Raw genomic sequence first — 18016 nt, forward strand, 5'->3', positions numbered from 1 at the left:
TATCCGTATTCATTAATCTACGACCACCGCTTGCGCTTCTTCTTCATGGCGGCGAATGATTTCACCCGCTAAAGCGAGGTAAGCCTTAGAACCATTTGACGTTTTATCATAATACATGGCTGGCTTACCAAAGCTAGGGGCTTCGGCTAAACGCACATTTCTTGGGATCACAGTCCGATAGACTTTTTTGCCAAAGTGCTGCTTAAGTTGGTCACTCACATCTGAAGAAAGTCGATTACGTGGGTCAAACATGGTGCGTAGGATCCCCTCAACCTTAAGCTCGGGGTTCACCACAGAAGCCAGCTTACTAATGGTATCAACCAAAGCCGTTAAACCTTCTAGCGCGTAATACTCACATTGCATTGGTACTAATACGCTATCGGCTGCCGCCATTGCATTAACCGTAAGCATGTTGAGTGATGGCGGGCAGTCAATAAAGATATAATCGTAGTAGTCGCGCACTGGCGCTAAGGCGTTACGTAAACGCACTTCGCGGGCAAAAAATTCCATCAATTTTATTTCAGCTGCAGTTACGTCTGAGTTAGCGGCAACTAAATCAAAAAATCCACTGGTATCTTTAACTGTAACTTGATCGATAGGTTCTTCATCGATCAGCAGTTCATAGGCTGTTTTTGGAACGTCGTATTTATCAACACCACTGCCCATAGTGGCATTGCCTTGTGGGTCTAGGTCAATCAACAATACTTTGCGTTTAGTGGCCGCCATAGACGCCGCTAAATTTACGCTGGTTGTAGTTTTACCTACGCCACCTTTCTGGTTGGCAACCGCAATTACTCTACCCACAATATTTTCGCCTAAGGGTTATTTTTATCAATAATAACTAGATGTCGCTGACCTTCAAGTTCGGGAACACTTAAACTCTCGATACTGTGCAGTTTTAAGCCATCAGGTAGGTTTTCTAGCTCTTGTTCAGGCACTAAGCCTTTTAAAGCATAGAATTTACCATTATTTGCGGGTAGGTGAGAACACCAGTTAAGCATATCGTCTAAAGATGCGAAGGCTCTGCTTATTACGCCATCAAAATCGAGGTTTTGTTGGTAGTTTTCTACCCGACTTTGCACCGCGGTAACATTGTCGAGCTTTAGCAAATGACAAACTTGGCGAATAAAGGTAATCCGCTTACCTAAGCTATCAAGCAATACAAATTGTTTATCGGGATTAATAATGGCCAAAGGTAGACCAGGTAAACCTGGGCCAGTGCCAACATCAATGAAACGCTTGCCCTGTAAGTAAGGACTAACTACTAAGCTATCGAGAATATGTTTTACCATCATCTCCATAGGATCTCTTACCGAGGTAAGGTTATAAGCTTTATTCCATTTATCCAGTTGCTCAACCAAACTAACCAGTTGAAAGATTTGCAGCTCGCTGAGCTGCAAAGAAGTTTGAGCCAATAGGCTCTGTAAGCGAGATTTTAACACCCGATCATCCTAAGCTGACTTGCGCGCCAAGTCGTGTTTTTTCAAATATACCAATAGCAATGATACCGCAGCTGGGGTTATCCCTGAAATACGTGCTGCTTTACCTATGGTTTCTGGTCTGGCATTGCTTAACTTTGCAACAACCTCATTGGATAGGCCGCTAATTTTAGAGAAATCTAAGTCTAAAGGTAGCAAAGTATTTTCATGCTTTTGGGTTTTCTTAATTTCTTCTAATTGACGTTTAATATAGCCGTCGTATTTGATCTGGATTTCAACTTGCTCAGCAGCTGCTGGCAAATCTAGCCCAGGCCCAAAACCTTCAATTTCCATTAATTGTTGGTAATTAAGCTCTGGTCTGCGGATCAATTCTTCTAGAGAATGCTCGCGAGTAATAGGATTTTTCAACAATGGGTTGAGTTGATCTAATTGACTAGAGTTAGTGTGAACCCAAGTGTCTTTCAAACGCTGGCGCTCTAGCTCAACCGCTTCAACTTTTTTGTTAAACAATTGCCAGCGATGCTCATCAACTAAACCAAGCTTATGACCTTGCTCGGTTAAACGCATATCGGCGTTATCTTCCCGCAGCAATAAACGATATTCGGCGCGGCTGGTGAACATGCGGTAAGGTTCTTTAGTGCCTAAGGTTGCTAGATCATCGATCAATACACCCATGTAAGCTTGGTCACGGCGTGGCGCCCAAGCTTCTTTGCCCTGTGCATACAAAGCGGCGTTAGAACCAGCAATTAAACCTTGTGCACCTGCTTCTTCATAACCGGTTGTGCCATTAATTTGCCCAGCAAAGAACAAACCTTTTAGGTATTTGTTTTCAAGGCTTTGTTTTAGATCGCGTGGGTCAAAGAAATCATATTCAATGGCATAACCAGGGCGAGTGATATGAGCATTTTCTAAGCCTTTCATCGAGTGAACTAATTCAACCTGCACATCAAACGGTAGGCTGGTAGAAATACCATTTGGATACACTTCGTGGGTGGTTAAGCCTTCTGGTTCAATAAAGATTTGGTGTGAATTTTTATCAGCAAAGCGAGTCACTTTATCTTCGATAGATGGACAATAACGCGGCCCAATACCTTCAATTACACCAGTAAACATTGGGCTTCGGTCTAGACCATTGCGAATAATGTCATGGGTAGATTCATTGGTATGAGTGATATAACAAGGGATCTGTTGCGGATGATCGCTTTGTTTACCAATAAACGAAAATACCGGTGTTGGTGTATCACCAGGTTGTGGCTGCATTTGACTAAAATCGATACTGCGCGCATCAATTCGGGGTGGAGTACCGGTTTTTAAGCGATCAACACGTAATGGCAATTCACGTAAGCGTTGTGCAAGCGCGATTGATGGTGGATCGCCTGCACGACCACCAGCATGATTGTTTAAGCCAATGTGAATCATGCCACCAAGGAAAGTACCAACAGTAAGCACTACGCTACGTGCACGTAACTGTAAGCCCATTTGAGTAACCACCCCTACGACTTGATCATTTTCTACGATCAAGTCGTCACAGGCTTGCTGAAAGATGGTTAGGTTGGCTTGGTTTTCTAAGCGTTCACGGATAGCTGCCCGATAAAGTACTCGATCGGCTTGAGCACGGGTTGCACGAACGGCTGGTCCTTTAGATGAGTTTAGGGTTCTAAATTGGATCCCCGATAGGTCTGCAGCTTGCGCCATTAGGCCGCCTAAGGCATCAATTTCTTTTACTAAGTGACCTTTACCAATACCACCAATGGCTGGGTTACAAGACATTTGACCTAAGGTCTCAATGTTATGAGTAAGCAACAAGGTATTTTGACCCATGCGTGCAGCTGCCGCTGCTGCTTCAGTACCGGCATGACCACCGCCGATCACTATTACGTCATATTGTTGTTTATAGAACATTTGCTATTACCTCGAACCAGCCTAATCCCAAAAGGGTGCGACATTTTACTGGTTAAGTGGCGATAAGGGAATGCTTAGATCAGAATTAGATCAGCACTAGATCTCTTATAAATATATATAAGATCTTTTTTTAAAGATCTTTTATTAGATCTACTATTAGTAACGAGCTGATCTGTAGATAAGTGATTTTTTAGCTTTATGATCATCAACTTAATTAAGATCAGATCTTGTTAATGAAGGGCGATCTAAGCAGGGGAAAAACTGGGATCTAAATTACTGTTTATCCACAGGTAGAATTAGGTATAAGCTTATCCATAGGAATAACTATGTTAAATTAATAGCTAATCCCTATGGTTATCCACAATGTTTAGTTCACATTTAGTTCATTTTTCCAGCTTTCTAACCAGCTAGCTGCTGGCTCTTCAGGCACTGGTTCTAGATCCACATCTATTTCTAAGCGTTCTTTTAGCTTTTTGGCACCCAATTTATTTAAGGTTTGGTCAAGATCCTTACCTGCACCACAAAAGGTATCGTAGCTGCTACTTCCAATGGCTACTACGCTATAAGAAACCGCTGAAAGATCTGGTTGCTGTTCAAGTAAGTATTGAAAAAAGGGCTGCAAGTTATCAGGTACATCTCCTGCACCATGAGTAGAGCTACAAATAAGCCAAAAAGCCGGTTGTTTAAGTTCGCTAAATTCAGCATCTAGGTGAATTTTCACTTGGTGCTGTTCTTTTAACAGAGCTTCTAGCTCATCTGCTACGTATTCAGCCGAACCGAGGGTTGATCCAACAATAATTTCTATATCCACTTACGATCCTTTTAATGTTGACTGTTTTAGCCATTGTAACGTGATCTTAAGTGCTTTAACTAGCTGCGAGTTTGCTGTGATCTAGTTGTTGATAGTTTCACGTGAAACCTCCGCAAAATTCCAACAAACCACCAGCTATAGTAATGATCCCAATTATTGGGTGTGAATAACACTTGTGCACAAATCGCGTATGTCACTAATTCGGTTTGTTTCTAAACTCTGCTTTACATAGGTTTATTATGGCTTGTTGAGCTGGCGACATACTGCCCTGTTTACTATAAATGAGTCCTAGTTGTTCATTCGCTATCGCATCGTTGTGCGCCACTACCACCAGATCACCCGATTGGATATAGGGGCTGAGTTGCTGTTGTTGACCTACAAATACCCCAACCCCGCGCAGGCAAAGCTCAATCGCTAGTGAGTGATGCTCCACCGCTATTTGCCGTTGTACGGTATCAGGATCCCACAATTGGGTATTGGTAGAGGAGAGCACGGTTATCCAAGTATGGCTAAGTACTTGCTGAAGCGTGGTTGAGCTTGCCGATGCCAGCTGATGACTTGGTGAACATACCGCTACTACTGGCATTTCACATAAAGGTTCTACGGTAAATTGATTGGGGAAAGCATCTCGGTAAAAGCAAATAGCTAAATCTAATGATGGCTGTTGTTGCCAGTTGAGTAGCTGCTCATCGCGGCGTTGGTAAATATGTAAATCTACTTGCGGATAGGCTTGGTTAAATTGACTAAGCACTTTTGCTATAGCGCTATCTTGCAAATAAGCACTTACTCCAAGGTTTAATCTTAAACAGTCCAGGTTGGCAATTTGCTCTACCTGTTCGTTTAGGTGCTGTTTTGCACTTAGTAACTGCTCACACAAGGGCAGCATTTTTAAACCTTGGGCGCTTAATACTGGCTTATGACCATTGCGGGTAAACAATTCTATATTCCAATCAATTTCTAGGTGGGTTATCCATTGGCTCAGTTGAGCTCGGTTCTTTTGCATCTTTTTAGCGGCTGCAGTAATACTGCCCAGCTGATGACTTAATACAAATGCTTGAATCGCTTGAAGGTTCATATTTACTTCTCTGTGTTAGTAAAAGCTAACAGACTCTGATTTGTTAGCCTTGTGCTATCTCTTCATCATAGCGGCGATGGACAGTTTTAAGAGTATGTAACTGGTACTCAATGATGCACGGATGTTTTAGTAATCACCTACTGAAAGGTTCCAAAATGAAAAAAATTATCGTCGCTTCAACCGTTTCACTTGCCTTGTTTAGCCAACTTGCATCGGCTAACGCAATTCGCGGTGAAGTCGCTGCAGAAAGTAATCGCAATGGTCCTCACCTTGGTATTTTAAAAGGTGGCTATGAGTTTGATACAGACTACGGCCAATTTGGTTTTGATGTTGAAGCTAAAAGCCGTTTAGGTGGCAAGCCTTACGGTGAAAATCAGCATGAGTCTGGTTTACATGAAGCTACTTTTGCCGCTGATTATACTTACAAGTTTGGTAATGCTTACGTTCAACCTCGCGTTGAATATACACGTAACGTAGCCAACGATGCTAATACTGGAAAGTTTGCCTTAAAAGGCGGTTATAACTTTGATAATGGTATTTTTGTCGCTGCGCGCTACCGTTATGAGGATACTCAAAACAATGGTTTTAGTAAGACCGAATTGGGTGATGTGAAAACCAACCGAACTGATTTAACCGCTGGTTGGGCTGGTGATATTGTGGGTGTGTCTTTTAACTACATTAATAAAGACGCCAATGCAGAACACCAAACTAACAACCTGAAAATCAATGAACTAGAGACTAAGATTTTCCTAACTAATTTAGGAAGCTACCAGCCTTATGTTCAATACACTCAGAAAAACTTTGATAGTACCGGTTACAACAGTACGCCACTTAAAGATGATAGCCAGATTAAACTTGGCGTAAGCATGAAGTTTTAAGCGAACAAAAGAAGAGCGCCTAATGGCGCTCTTTTAATGGGGTGAGTTGTTAGCAATTCTTAGTGGTAATTAAGTGAAGTAGCTTTGCCTCTAAATACCCAGTAAGAGAAGGCTGTGTAGGCCAAAATTACCGGCACTACCACTAGTGCACCGACTAAAATTACAACCAGTGACTCTGGTGCTGATGCTGCCTCCCAAATATCCATTTGTCCGGGCACAACATCCGGGAAGAAGCTAAAGCCTAGTGCGCTAAAACATAGCAAAAATATCAGCATCACTAAGCTAAAGGGCACCCAGCAGTGGCGATCATTTTCTTTAGGTAAACGGCCCAACAAAAAGTCGTTAAACAAAAATGCCGCAAAACACAAAGCTGGGATCAACAATACAAACATCACTAATGGAAAATCAAACCAGCGATCAAATACTCCTGGGTTCACTAAAGGGTTAACAATAGATACCGCTATTACTCCCATGAAACAAAAACGTCCGGTGGTTTTTGTCCAGGCAACAGCACGTTGCTGTAAGTTGTCTTCGGTTTTCATTACTAGCCAAGCTGCGCCAATGTAACTGTATGCTGCGGTAACCCCTAAGCCACTAAGTAAGCCAAATAAATGGGTGCTTATGCCACCTTCAAAACCCATCACATACAAACCAAGCATGTAGCCCTGCGCCAAGGTGGTGAGTATTGAACCGGCTTTAAAGGTTCTGTCCCAAGCTAACTTATGGTCCACTGCTGCTTTGGCTCTAAAGTCAAAAGCTACGCCACGCATAATAAGTCCGATCAGCATAATTGCGACTGGAATATACAAGTGGTAGAGCACGATGCTATGCGCTGCTGGAAAGGCAATGAGCATGATGCCAACTGCCAGTACTAACCAGGTTTCGTTAGCATCCCAAAACGGACCAATAGAGGCAATCATAGTATCGCGCTGCGCTTCGTCGGCTTCGCCCATTGGCAGTAATATGCCTACTCCCAAATCGTAGCCATCAAGTATTGCGTAGATAAGAACAGAAAGTCCCATTAAACCGATGAATATTACCGGTAACCAGTAGGCGTCCATCATGCTTTAGCACTCCCTTCAACGTTGTCTTGTGGCTGATTAACATTGGTTAAGTTGCCGTCGGGTTTGGGTTCGTTGGTTTCAAACTCTTCTTCTTTTACGGCTTTACGTGCCATCAAAAATACCGTGTGAATATAGGCCACTAATAAGAAGCTATACACAATTAGATACATGGCTAAAGAAAATGCCACGTTGGAAGCGGGTAGGCTGGTTACAGCATCTTCGGTTCTTAGCACTCCGGTTACTAACCAGGGTTGGCGGCCTATTTCGGTTACATACCAGCCGGCAAGGGTGGCTACCCAACCCGAGAAGGTTGTACCTACCAATACTTTTAGCATCCAGTTTGGCATTTTGCCTTTGCGTACCATGTGGTAGCTACCAAACCAGCTTAAAGCGAGCATTAATAAACCTAAGCCCACCATTACTCTAAAGCTCCAAAACACTGGTGCTACTGGCGGGTGCTCGTTTTCAAATTCGTTTAAGCCTTTAATTTCACCGTTTAAATCGTGGGTAAGAATAAGGCTGGCCAAGTTAGGAATGCCAATGGCATATTTGTTGGTCTTAGTTTCTTCGTCTGGTAATGCAAACAATAATAATGGAGCACCTTTTTCGGTTTCCCAAACACCTTCAATCGCTGCAATTTTAGCTGGCTGGTGTTCTAAGGTATTTAAACCGTGATAATCACCCACTAAGGCTTGAGTAGGCGCAAGTACTGCCGCCACCAGCAAACTAATTTTTAGGGTTAAGCGAGGGGCTTTTTTTACATCGCCTTTCAAAATTCGATAAGCAGAAATACCCGCGATAAAGAAAGAAGCCGTTAAGCCAGAGGCGATAAGCATGTGGGTTAAGCGATAGGGAAACGAAGGATTAAATACAATGGCAAACCAATCGGTAGGGAAGGCAACACCATCTCGCATTTCAAAACCCGCTGGAGTTTGCATCCAAGAGTCTAAGGCTAAAATCCAAAATGCCGACAAGCTAGTACCAATGGCTACCAATATGGTAGATAAAGTATGTACCTTGTTAGGTACGCGCTTAATACCGAACAACATAATGCCCAAGAAGGTGGCTTCTAAGAAAAAGGCGGTGAGTACTTCGTAACCGAGTAAGGGACCAGCAATATTACCTACGGTTTCCATATAACCTGGCCAGTTGGTACCAAACTGGAATGACATAGTAATGCCACTTACTACGCCAATTGCGAAAGAAAGCGCAAATACCTTCACCCAAAATCGGTAAGCACGCATCCACACGGGATTGCCTGTCATGTCGTGGCGAACTTTAAAAAAAACTAGGAACCAACACATCGCAATGGTGATGGTGGGAAACAGGATGTGAAAGCTGATATTGGCAGCAAACTGTATCCTTGAGAGCATTAGGGCATCAAGCATGGTTAAGCCTCGTTAAGGTTGATAATCTCATTAGCTGGCGGCAGATCCTTTGTTACCAACGATTTTGTCTTTTAACTCTAAAATTCTGCTAATACCTGAGCCCATTTTCATTAAACTCTGTAGTTTGTCGGGATTCATAGTATTAAGTGCGTATGACCACTGAGTGATTAACTCTAAGAGATCGTGGATCTCTTCCATTTTTTGCTGAGTAAACTGGTCTGCTTCGTTTTCTGGTTCTTCCAATAAATTAGAACGTAGTAAAGACAGGGTTGGGTCAACTTCGCGCTTACTGCGTTCTTCAAATACAGTTCTCGCCATATCCCAAATGGACCCGGCGGCAGTAAAAAATTCTCGGCGTTGACCTGCTTGGTGGCTTAGCTTTACTAAGCGCCAAGACTGTAATTCTTTTAAACCCATGCTGACGTTGCCGCGGCTAATGCCCAGCTGTTGCATAATTTGTTCGGCGTGCAAAGGCTCTTTATTAATCACTAACAAAGCCAATATTTGGCCAACCGTTCGGTTAAAACCCCAACGGCTGCCCATTTCGCCAAAATGAAGAACAAAAGCTTGGCTCTTCTCTGATAATTGCACGCGCTAAATCCTTTTATTGAACTTTCAGAAAACAGTGAAACTTTAATTGAAAATTGATTTAAGTCAATATTTTTAGCGATAATTGATGGGGAGTGATGAAACTGTGAGGTGGGTTTAGCTTAGTTTGAGGATGGAGCAAGAAGGCAATATAAACCTGACAATTGCTTTATGTTTATTGGCTGATTATCAGGTTTAATTGATTTTACTTGTTGGTATGTAGAGATAGTAAGTAGTTACTTATTACTTTCCGATACAGAAAGTGAAGATGCCCATAAACACAGGTGTGGTTGCACACTTGGGGGACCGATTGGGGACCAAACTGATAAATGTGTTCTTAACCCAGTGCACTTTCCTTATAGAATATAGTCGTTTGTTGCACTTCCTCAATAGATTTTTGCCATGTTTAATGGTTTAGCTGTAAAACCTATAAATAACCATTATCCGGTGTTTTTAGTTCTGCTAATGGTTATTTTTGACTTTAGTTCGCTATAGAGCTTTGGTAAGGCCTGAGAATCCTAAACACTTTCTAGGTTCTCAAAATACTGCTGCTCGAAGTCCGCAGGAGACCCTACTTTGACCACATCAAAATTGTAAGTAGGTTCTACGAATTCATATTGACCACTTATGATTTGTAATTCATATTTTCCATTCTCTTTTGTATCTTGGAGTACACCGTAAACTGCATTACATGCATGATTAAACGACTCTAGAGTAGACATATTTCTTACCAAACAAGCCGTAAAAATAGCTGAAAGTAAGTTGCCGATACCATGCACCTTTTTTTCAAAGGTTATCTTAGGAAGGCGTGCTAGGTGACATGAGTTAGAAGTAGCAAGAAGCGTGTTATAAGTATCGGTTTTACTCGCTTCAAAGTGTTTCAATAGAACTATCTTAGGCCCCATATCTAGCATCTTTTTGCAAGCAGTAACCGCATCGTGTAACGAACCAATGCTGAGCCCGGTTAGATTACTTAGTTCATATTGAGTCAGTACCAATACGTCCGAGGTTGGCACCAAACATTGCGCTACAGTCTCTGTCTTACTGTCGTATAAACCCTGAACCTCCTCAATCGAATCTAACTCTGGCTCGCAAATATATAAGGCACTTGGGTTTCGTTCCTTAATCAAAGCTACAGCATCAGCAACTGCCCTGTATTGATGTTCACACACTTGATACCCGGACAGTACCGCACCACATTCATTTAGCTTTCCACTCTCAAGGAGCCCTTGCATCAATGAACGTATATCATCTGAGTCAAGTTTATGCTCTGTCCAACCTCGCTCAAGCTCTGAATTGCTTGAGAATTGAGCAGTATGAATAGGCCATACCTCCATGCCCATCTTCTGCATTGGGAATATAGCTGAACTGCTACCCGCGTACCCACTCACGAAGTGGGACTGAATAGAAATGATACTTTTCATAAGTTGTCCTTAGAATTTGGTTAGTTTCTTGATTCATTTTTACTTTGTTGAGTGCATCATATGGTCAGGTCTCTCTAACACTAAATAGCTTTTGTAGGATCAAATCATCATATGATTAATAAATGCAAAGCGATGGGTGGCATATGATGAAAGCGACTCTTAAATTTTCAATACCTGGCGTACTGTAACGGTATGATTTAACTGATGACTTTGTTAGAGGTGAAATTGCTTAAACTAACAAGGTCAACATGCCAAAAGAAAGTTAACTTCTGAGTTGAAATGAAGTTGTGCAGAGCTAGCCTTTATACATGGCTATAAACTAAAAGATGTCGCTGCTGAGATGAGGGTAGGTTTATCCTCATCTCAGCAGTTGGGTTAGCGAATTAAGGAAAGTGCAAACCGGGGTCTCATTTAAAGCGAGTGCCCTATCTGAGTGGAAACACGATTACAACTGGAAGCAACCCCACAGCTCGTTAAAGGGGGTAATAACCAATAGACAGGATTGCTGAGATAGCTGATCAAACTCCTCTGTATGAGGAGTTTGATCAGCATTATCAGGTTAGAAAGATTTCAAGAGCTGAATTATAAACTCGACCTTCAGCTCAGAAAAATGAAATACTCTAATGAACAACTTTTATATCAGCGTAGCGTTGAAGTTTCATAACTGCTGTACGTTCCCACAAGCTGCTTCCATTCATAACAATCTCTACCACTTGATGTTCGTCGCAAAATGCCCAAGAAGGCTTTCCTTTAAAGCCTGATTCTATTTCTGATACTTGTCCTTGCGTTAACTTAGACACATCCAAACCAACTTCATAAGCGTATGTTGCAAGTTGACTGTTTTCAACTGGCTGTTCATTCAAGCTAGGTTCAGCAACCTGTCGATACGCATCTAAGACTGTAACTTGGTTCGCTAAATCATCAAGTGAGGAGGCGTGAGCTACGCCTCCAAACGAGATTGCGCAAACTAGTATGCTAGCGGCAATTCTCATCTCATGCTCCTAGTTGCTTTTAAATGTAGGGTTGCCTTCTGCGCCTGCTTGTGTAGCGGAGAACGTAGGAACAGTAATGTTTTTCAACCAACTCGCTTTATCAATACCTTTGAAGCGTCCTTTGTCTTCTGGAGTATAACGAATAGGTTGACCCGCCCATACTTTCTTAAATTCGCCATTGTCGACCACTTTTTGTCCATTAACAATCACATAAGAAATACCCGTTGTAGGCTTGCCCTGTTCTCCTGCTTTATAGGTTGAGTTGTCTTGAACGTTTTCTGGATCAAAAATGGTAATATCGGCCACCATACCTTCTTGCATGCGCCCACGTTTCTGCATGGCTTCTAGGCCCACATCGCCTAAATGTTTCGCTGGCCAGTAAGTCATCTGCGCCAAGGTAAACATAAGTGGCACACCCTCTTCTCGAGCCATCGCAAATACTCTACCGCGCGTTCCCGCTGTCCGTGGATGACCTTTATATTCCGTGTAATCCGCATCCCAAGAATCAACACCTAACCCTGAGTAAATAGAATCTGCCGCTACTGTCATGTGAGGGATCTTCAAGAAATACTTCAACCACTCTTTACGTGGTGGACTGAAAATGACGACAAGGTGACCAGGATCCTTTGCTACCAGCTCTAGATACGCTTCTTTGTTTAAGAATTTGTCAGAATCTGGATCATATATAATATCCTCGTACTTGTACCCAAATAGTCCTTCAACACTTTCTGGTATTAAGAATGATGATCCAATGGCAGTCGATGCAGCGTCGTACGGATAGTATTCTGACCACATGTTCATACCCTGATCACGAGCAGATTTAAGTTTCTCCTCAACTTCCCACCAGCCAAATTCATTGTTGTGAAGCATTAATAACCCAGCTTTGAGTGCTACGGCATTTGCAAAGACTTCATCAAACCCCAGCTGTCCTTCAGGGTTTACTGGGTTGCCATGAAAACGAGTATGAGATGCAGTAAATCGTCCCCAATTTGCCGCCACCTTTTGTGATTCATACATTTCAAATGAAGTAAGGCCGTTGCGCATGTATGCAGTTGTCGACGCAAGATTGATAGCACCATCTTGAAAGCCTTGATCCAAAATTGCTAGGATTTGGTTCATTTGTTCTTCATTGGCCTTAGTGTCAGACCAACCACTGACTCCGTCTTTGGCTGCTTCTGTACGTAACTTACTTAGAATATCTGGCGCGTCATACGCTCGATCAATTTTGACTTCAGGGTCAAGAATCTCTAGTCTGGCCGCTTCTTGACTGATTCCAGTACCATAATTCAAAGGCCAGGCATCTTTCTTATTTTCATACCATTCTGCTACACGAGTTGCGCCTATTTCTAAGTCCATCCCTGTTGTTACACCATCAAGCGCTGCCAGTTTAATTGATAGGCCGTCAAGAGAATGAAAGTGAGTGTCAATAAATCCCGGAGCAACAACCTGGCCTGATGCGTCAATAACCTTACTGCCTTCTAATTGGTCGGTAGATATTGTAATAATTTGACCGTCTTTTATGCCGACATTAAGCACTGCATCTAGCATGGTTTCAGGATCCATAACTCGGCCATTTTCAATCACCAGGTCATAGTCTGCCGCATGCAATGCACCAACGTTTATTGTCAATGCTGCCAGCACTGATACACATATCAATTTCTTATTTGCTTTCATTTTTTACCCTTGTATTTTTGCTAGTTTCATCTTTATCGACATAACAAAGAACAATGCGACAAGTAGTGAGCGATACCATCTCGCTTCAAAACAGCCAAAACCGTTACTTTCAATCAATAAAAACTCGGCTAAATGTACTCAAATCATTTGGTTCTTGGTGTGGCATTTATTCTATGAGCACCAAACGAATGTACACACTCTCTTATGTCGGATCAGATACGACAACGTCATTTATTAAGCACTTAAGGTAAATAGATACTAATCTGTAATTACCTTGGTGAGCAGTTAATGGCTAAACAACTGCAGCACCTATCAATTTTTAAATGTAGCCAAACATATGCATTCAGCAAATCACAAGGAATAGCTCGATGAAATTCAAAATAAAACTTACGATACTCAACATACTAATAGTTAGTTGTTTTTCATTTAGCACACTAGCTAACGAATCAGCAGTAGTAATCACTAATGTCGACATCTTTGATGGTGTTAATGAACAACTCACTGAAGATGCCAACGTATTAATCGTTGACAACCTGATTAAAGCGATCTCACAAGATGCTATCAATCATGAAGGAGCTAAAGTCGTTAATGGGCAAGGAAGAACGATGATCCCAGGTCTTAGCGATGCTCATACACACATCATGTGGACGGATGATATTGAAACACTCATTTACGGCGCGCCAGAAGGTTGGTCAGGTACCCTTGCAGCGGTGAACGCAGGGGAAATGCTTCTGCGAGGCTTTACCACCATTCGCGACAACGGAGGACCAGCTTTCGGTTTAAAAAAAGCCATTGACGAGAACATCATTCCAGGACCAAGAATACTACCCGCGGGAGCATTTATTTCTCAAACATCAGGTCACGGTGATTATGACAAGCGCATGTTTTACATGTCTCCTCACTTTACTGGTCAGATCGATAAAGCGTACATTCGAGGTTGGACAATCATCGCCGATGGCGTTCCGGAAGTACAAAAAGCTTCTAGAGATGTATTCCGCTCTGGAGCAACCCATCTAAAAATATTTGGTAGTGGCAGTATTACCGGTGCGCACGACCCCTTAGATGTCACCGAATATACTTATGAAGAACTCAAGGCAATCGTCACGGAAGCAGATAAATGGGGTACCTACGCAGCAATACACGCCTATAGTGATGTAGGTATCCAAAATGCCATCAAAGCAGGTGTAAAAAGCATTGAGCATGGGTTGTTCGCATCAGAAAAAACCATGAAATTGATGAAGAAAAATGATGTATGGTTCTCAACTCAGTTTTTGGCCTTTAGCTTACCCCCAGAAAAAGCAGGGATGACAGGTGACGCAGTTCCAAAATACCTACAAGCTCAATCTGGTGCTCAGGCAGGCTATGAGCGCGCTAAAAAGTACGGTGTAAAAATGACGTTTGGTACCGATATTTTGGGTTCATTAACACTTCACCGAATGCAGAATCGCGAGTTTATCGCGCGTAGCAAGTATTTCACTCCTTATGAAATCTTAAAGCAAGCAACATCACAAAATGCAGAGCTTTTTGAACTGTCAGGTGAACGCCACCCTTATAAAGATGGAAGACTGGGTGTTATCCAAGAAGGTGCTTATGCTGACTTACTCCTTGTAAACGGTAATCCACTTGAAGATATCTCAATTCTCGCACTTCCTGAGACAAACTTCGATCTCATTATGAAAGACGGTATTATTTATAAAGATAGGTTGTCGAAATAGCATTACATGAATTGATAACGCCATGACACATCTGTTAGATGTGTCATGGCCAAATAAATTTGGAGACTTGTTTGGACACTTTATCTTAACTTCATTTCATATTCAGCTGGTGATGTATTCCGCCATTTATAGTGCTGACGCTTTTGATTATAAAATAGCTCTATTTAGTTAATAATATCGGCCATCGCTTCACTGGTAATTGCCCCCTGCTCGAAAGGGAACAGGACTCCATTTCTGGGCTGTCGTTTACTGGTAACCCTAACACCTGACTGGCCAGCTCGCTATTTGGTTTGTCTGGGAACGCCTAGTCAATTACTGAGCATGAATCTATAATGATGGGCAAGTACAGCCACCCCTGTTGCTGTTGTGTGCGGATATAGGTGATATTACCAAACCATAATGTGTTTAAGTGTTCAGGGGTAAGTTGACGATTCAGGTAATTCGATGCTATCACCTATGCTTTACCACCTAGCGGATACTTATTGCTTAGGCCGTTTAGCCACAATCACTAAACGCTTCATTGCTGTTTTGACGCGATGAAGCCCAATATTAAAACCATTGCCTGTTACTCACTATGCATTCTTACTTTGCCATATGCTGTATTTAACCTTGCTTGCTATGAGCTAATGGGCTTTGATTTAGCGCGGTAATAAAACGAACTGACAGCCATAGGTAAACACCGGCATATCTGTTGAACTTGGTTACCAGCCTTTTTCAACTTAGCTGCTACTTGATGACGTTGTTCATTTCCAATGCAAAAAAATGACTGACATTATTTAACAGGGCATTGCCACTTCTTTTTCGAGTTCTTAGATCCTTGTTTGCCCGGTTGTCAGGGTACTCGCTTTAGATTTGACCCCAATTTGTGCTTTTTATTGGCTAACTCAGCGTTGATTGAGGATAAATCCAAACCCATCTCAACAGCTGCATTAATGGTTAACTCTACACTCTCACCTTTCCATTCACTCATTAAAAATTTCTTTTCATGTTGACCTTGTTTATTAATGGAGTTTCACCTCTAACAAAGTCTCCAGTTAAATCATACCGTTACAAACTACCATCGAGCTCAAGTTATATATAACAACTCATAGATGAAAGGTGGTTAGAATCACAAACAGTTACTCCTGATACTCCACAACTTTATTTGCATTTAACGAATATCCTGTTGTCGCAAGGTCAGTATCTAATGTTTCCATCATTAACTCACCTGTCACATAAACCACATCCCATAACTTGGTCATAGGAGCACCTTCTTCAAATTTCACATAAATAATTTGGTTCGGCGGTGGTGGTGGTACATGGATGCACGCCCCAACAAATGGGACTAACAGAAATTCAGTTATGTTAGTCTCTGTTCCTTCAAGAGGAATAACAAACCCTGGGATTGTTATCTTTTTGCCAATTAAATCCTCCCTAATAGTTCCAACAGCACTTTGCTTTGCTTGAGGCCCATTGTGACTAATTTGAGCATTATCTCCCGACAAATATGTAGCTCGCTCTTGCTCTGGAATAAGATCAATCCACTCAAGCGTTTGGTTGGTGCTCGCGAACGCAAAATTGAAAAATGTCACAATTATAATAGATACGTTTAACAATATTTTATATGTCATCAGCACACGCCCGTTTAAATAACGCTAAAGTATTATGACCCCTTACAAACGAGGGGCCTGTTCAACAACTAATTATCAGTTAAAAAAGGAATTGCGCTTTTAAACCAATAACTACATCAGTTTTATCTTTAATTAGTGCGTTTGACATATCCCCTGATTCAATTGCATCAAGATTGATAGCCGTATGATTCATTACTTGAATACTCGGTGATAACTGAAACCAAGGCGCAATTTTTGCGCGATAGTACAACTCTGCCGTGTATTGACCATCAAAGTCGATATCACCAAATGTGCTTGCCATCGGACTAGCCCAGTTAAACGCCAGTCCCATCATATCTTCTGAACGACCGGTTGGAATATAGCCAAAGCCTACGCTAACCGATGCATCATACATTGCACCACCATCTTGCGCCCAGCCAGCCCGAATAAACGGAAGCCATTGATTGTTTACAAGACCGGAGACTGAAACATTCACACCGTGCCCCTCTTTATCATTGCCAACCGCATCGCGCTGCCAAAAAGATACGTGAGCATTATCAATGAACAACATATCTTTCGATGGTGTATAACCAACCTCAAAACTTTTCCAGGTCGCGCCAGTGTCAAATAAGTCTTTTACCCCTTGAGCGAGGTCAGACGCGTTGCCCTTCGCATCAAGAATGCTCGCTGAAGCGTATACACTGTCAGTCATAAAACCACCCAGCATAACCCCTAAAGCACCATCAGGAAGGCCACCAATAGTACCGCTACCGGTTGTAAACACACCGTTATTGAAATCGTTCCATGGACTTGCCAGAGCATAAAAATCAGTATAGTCAGTCATATCTAAAAAACCAGCGTAGGCCACCATGCGGTCATCAAGCATAGATTGACGCCAAAACAGATGTGTAGCTCTAAAGCCTTGATCACCATATAAAGAGTGTACAAAACCAAGGTAACCCAAATCTTTTATACCAAAATCTTTCGGTGATGAATCTGTATATTTGTGTCTGTGTTCGAACTTGAACACAATACCACCGGTTGACCCAGAGTCCGTGTGAACCATATCCCACTGACCATAAACCCGAAGGGCACCTGAAGCCGCTGAGGAATCACCCAACGCATCTGTCGCAGTTAATCCAAGCATATTGTAGTCAACACTCAATTGCAGTCCGTGTTCCTCCTGCCAGTGAGCTTTAGTTTCATTCCAAGAGTCAAAGTTAGATTTTTCAACAGGTGTATCTTTCATCACTGTTAGAACTTCAGACTCATTATTGTTTTCTTGAGCAAATGCGGTCGTCGAGATTGCCATTACTGACATTAACATTGCAACGGTTACTGATAGACGAAAAGTTGGTTTCATCGTGGCCTCTATGAATAATTACTTACTAAAAACGATGTGGCGTATCTCATTCACAGTGCAAGTAGCAAGACTGTGGGGAATAGCCCAAAGGAGACTGATTATGGACAACAGGAT

Annotated in this window: 16 protein-coding genes and 1 pseudogene; 3 read left to right on the plus strand and 14 right to left on the minus strand. The window is 42.1% G+C overall.

The window, feature by feature from the left end:
• Positions 1-12: 12 nt before the first annotated feature.
• The 5 genes from K5609_RS21490 to K5609_RS21510 all read right to left on the minus strand — a co-directional run bounded on the left by K5609_RS21490 (position 13) and on the right by K5609_RS21510 (position 5227).
• Entirely contained in the window at positions 13-804 is a 792-nt protein-coding gene (locus tag K5609_RS21490) for a ParA family protein (protein WP_221075410.1), read from the minus strand.
• Positions 805-815: 11 nt separating this feature from the next.
• Positions 816-1442, minus strand: a complete 627-nt coding sequence (gene rsmG / locus K5609_RS21495) for a 16S rRNA (guanine(527)-N(7))-methyltransferase RsmG (RefSeq protein ID WP_221075411.1) — start codon at positions 1440-1442, stop codon at positions 816-818.
• A 9-nt stretch (positions 1443-1451) separates the two neighbouring features.
• A complete protein-coding gene (gene mnmG, locus K5609_RS21500) occupies positions 1452-3341 on the minus strand; it encodes a tRNA uridine-5-carboxymethylaminomethyl(34) synthesis enzyme MnmG (protein WP_221075412.1) in 1890 nt (629 codons plus the stop codon).
• Between the two features lie 367 nt (positions 3342-3708).
• Complete coding sequence (gene mioC, locus K5609_RS21505; RefSeq protein WP_221075413.1) at positions 3709-4152, minus strand: FMN-binding protein MioC; 444 nt, start codon at positions 4150-4152, stop codon at positions 3709-3711.
• Positions 4153-4348: 196 nt separating this feature from the next.
• A complete protein-coding gene (locus K5609_RS21510; RefSeq protein ID WP_221075414.1) occupies positions 4349-5227 on the minus strand; it encodes a LysR family transcriptional regulator in 879 nt (292 codons plus the stop codon).
• A gap of 155 nt (positions 5228-5382) precedes the next feature.
• Between K5609_RS21510 and K5609_RS21515 the strand changes: the two genes are divergently transcribed.
• Positions 5383-6105 (plus strand): oligogalacturonate-specific porin KdgM family protein, encoded by a 723-nt coding sequence (locus K5609_RS21515; protein ID WP_221075415.1) that lies wholly within the window; start codon positions 5383-5385, stop codon positions 6103-6105.
• A gap of 59 nt (positions 6106-6164) precedes the next feature.
• On the opposite strand, the gene K5609_RS21520 is transcribed toward K5609_RS21515, so the two are convergent.
• The 4 genes from K5609_RS21520 to pdxY all read right to left on the minus strand — a co-directional run bounded on the left by K5609_RS21520 (position 6165) and on the right by pdxY (position 10569).
• Positions 6165-7169: a cytochrome d ubiquinol oxidase subunit II gene (locus K5609_RS21520; protein WP_221075416.1), complete on the minus strand. Its 1005-nt coding sequence runs from the start codon at positions 7167-7169 to the stop codon at positions 6165-6167.
• Positions 7166-8557: a cytochrome ubiquinol oxidase subunit I gene (locus K5609_RS21525; RefSeq protein ID WP_221075417.1), complete on the minus strand. Its 1392-nt coding sequence runs from the start codon at positions 8555-8557 to the stop codon at positions 7166-7168. Before K5609_RS21525 ends, K5609_RS21520 begins: the two co-directional genes overlap by 4 nt.
• A 30-nt stretch (positions 8558-8587) precedes the next feature.
• The gene (locus K5609_RS21530; protein WP_016400271.1) at positions 8588-9148 is read right to left on the minus strand and encodes a GbsR/MarR family transcriptional regulator; all 561 of its coding nucleotides are present in this window, start codon (positions 9146-9148) and stop codon (positions 8588-8590) included.
• Between the two features lie 515 nt (positions 9149-9663).
• Entirely contained in the window at positions 9664-10569 is a 906-nt protein-coding gene (gene pdxY, locus K5609_RS21535) for a pyridoxal kinase (protein ID WP_221075418.1), read from the minus strand.
• Between the two features lie 356 nt (positions 10570-10925).
• Here pdxY and K5609_RS21540 point away from each other — a divergent pair.
• Positions 10926-11233: pseudogene (locus K5609_RS21540) on the plus strand (hypothetical protein); the annotation flags it as partial.
• On the opposite strand, the gene K5609_RS21545 reads toward K5609_RS21540, so the two are convergent.
• Complete coding sequence (locus K5609_RS21545; protein ID WP_221075419.1) at positions 11190-11561, minus strand: hypothetical protein; 372 nt, start codon at positions 11559-11561, stop codon at positions 11190-11192. The pseudogene K5609_RS21540 and the gene K5609_RS21545 overlap by 44 nt on opposite strands.
• A gap of 9 nt (positions 11562-11570) precedes the next feature.
• Positions 11571-13235, minus strand: coding sequence for an amidohydrolase family protein (locus K5609_RS21550; protein ID WP_221075420.1), 1665 nt, complete (start codon positions 13233-13235; stop codon positions 11571-11573).
• 368 nt (positions 13236-13603) lie between these two features.
• On the opposite strand from K5609_RS21550, the gene K5609_RS21555 reads away from it, so the two are divergent.
• Positions 13604-14950, plus strand: a complete 1347-nt coding sequence (locus K5609_RS21555; protein WP_221075421.1) for a metal-dependent hydrolase family protein — start codon at positions 13604-13606, stop codon at positions 14948-14950.
• Positions 14951-15782: 832 nt separating this feature from the next.
• Here the strand turns inward: K5609_RS21555 and K5609_RS21560 are convergent.
• The 3 genes from K5609_RS21560 to K5609_RS21570 form a co-directional block, all read right to left on the minus strand.
• Complete coding sequence (locus tag K5609_RS21560) at positions 15783-15920, minus strand: hypothetical protein (protein ID WP_221075422.1); 138 nt, start codon at positions 15918-15920, stop codon at positions 15783-15785.
• Between the two features lie 148 nt (positions 15921-16068).
• Complete coding sequence (locus tag K5609_RS21565) at positions 16069-16560, minus strand: DUF3299 domain-containing protein (protein WP_221075423.1); 492 nt, start codon at positions 16558-16560, stop codon at positions 16069-16071.
• Positions 16561-16639: 79 nt separating this feature from the next.
• On the minus strand, positions 16640-17902 hold the full coding sequence (locus K5609_RS21570) for a carbohydrate porin (RefSeq protein ID WP_221075424.1): 1263 nt from the start codon (positions 17900-17902) through the stop codon (positions 16640-16642).
• Positions 17903-18016 lie beyond the last annotated feature (114 nt).

This window comes from Agarivorans aestuarii (genome assembly GCF_019670125.1).
Classification (GTDB): domain Bacteria; phylum Pseudomonadota; class Gammaproteobacteria; order Enterobacterales; family Celerinatantimonadaceae; genus Agarivorans; species Agarivorans aestuarii.

What these genes read in the sequence shown, in the direction of transcription:
- mnmG (WP_221075412.1), bottom strand. Translation starts at nt 3,341, where the DNA reads ATGTTCTATAAACAACAATATGACGTAATAGTGATCGGCGGTGGTCAT.
- K5609_RS21510 (WP_221075414.1), bottom strand. Translation starts at nt 5,227, where the DNA reads ATGAACCTTCAAGCGATTCAAGCATTTGTATTAAGTCATCAGCTGGGC.
- K5609_RS21515 (WP_221075415.1), top strand. Translation starts at nt 5,383, where the DNA reads ATGAAAAAAATTATCGTCGCTTCAACCGTTTCACTTGCCTTGTTTAGC.
- K5609_RS21520 (WP_221075416.1), bottom strand. Translation starts at nt 7,169, where the DNA reads ATGATGGACGCCTACTGGTTACCGGTAATATTCATCGGTTTAATGGGA.
- K5609_RS21525 (WP_221075417.1), bottom strand. Translation starts at nt 8,557, where the DNA reads ATGCTTGATGCCCTAATGCTCTCAAGGATACAGTTTGCTGCCAATATC.
- pdxY (WP_221075418.1), bottom strand. Translation starts at nt 10,569, where the DNA reads ATGAAAAGTATCATTTCTATTCAGTCCCACTTCGTGAGTGGGTACGCG.
- K5609_RS21545 (WP_221075419.1), bottom strand. Translation starts at nt 11,561, where the DNA reads ATGAGAATTGCCGCTAGCATACTAGTTTGCGCAATCTCGTTTGGAGGC.
- K5609_RS21550 (WP_221075420.1), bottom strand. Translation starts at nt 13,235, where the DNA reads ATGAAAGCAAATAAGAAATTGATATGTGTATCAGTGCTGGCAGCATTG.
- K5609_RS21555 (WP_221075421.1), top strand. Translation starts at nt 13,604, where the DNA reads ATGAAATTCAAAATAAAACTTACGATACTCAACATACTAATAGTTAGT.
- K5609_RS21560 (WP_221075422.1), bottom strand. Translation starts at nt 15,920, where the DNA reads ATGAGTGAATGGAAAGGTGAGAGTGTAGAGTTAACCATTAATGCAGCT.
- K5609_RS21565 (WP_221075423.1), bottom strand. Translation starts at nt 16,560, where the DNA reads ATGACATATAAAATATTGTTAAACGTATCTATTATAATTGTGACATTT.
- K5609_RS21570 (WP_221075424.1), bottom strand. Translation starts at nt 17,902, where the DNA reads ATGAAACCAACTTTTCGTCTATCAGTAACCGTTGCAATGTTAATGTCA.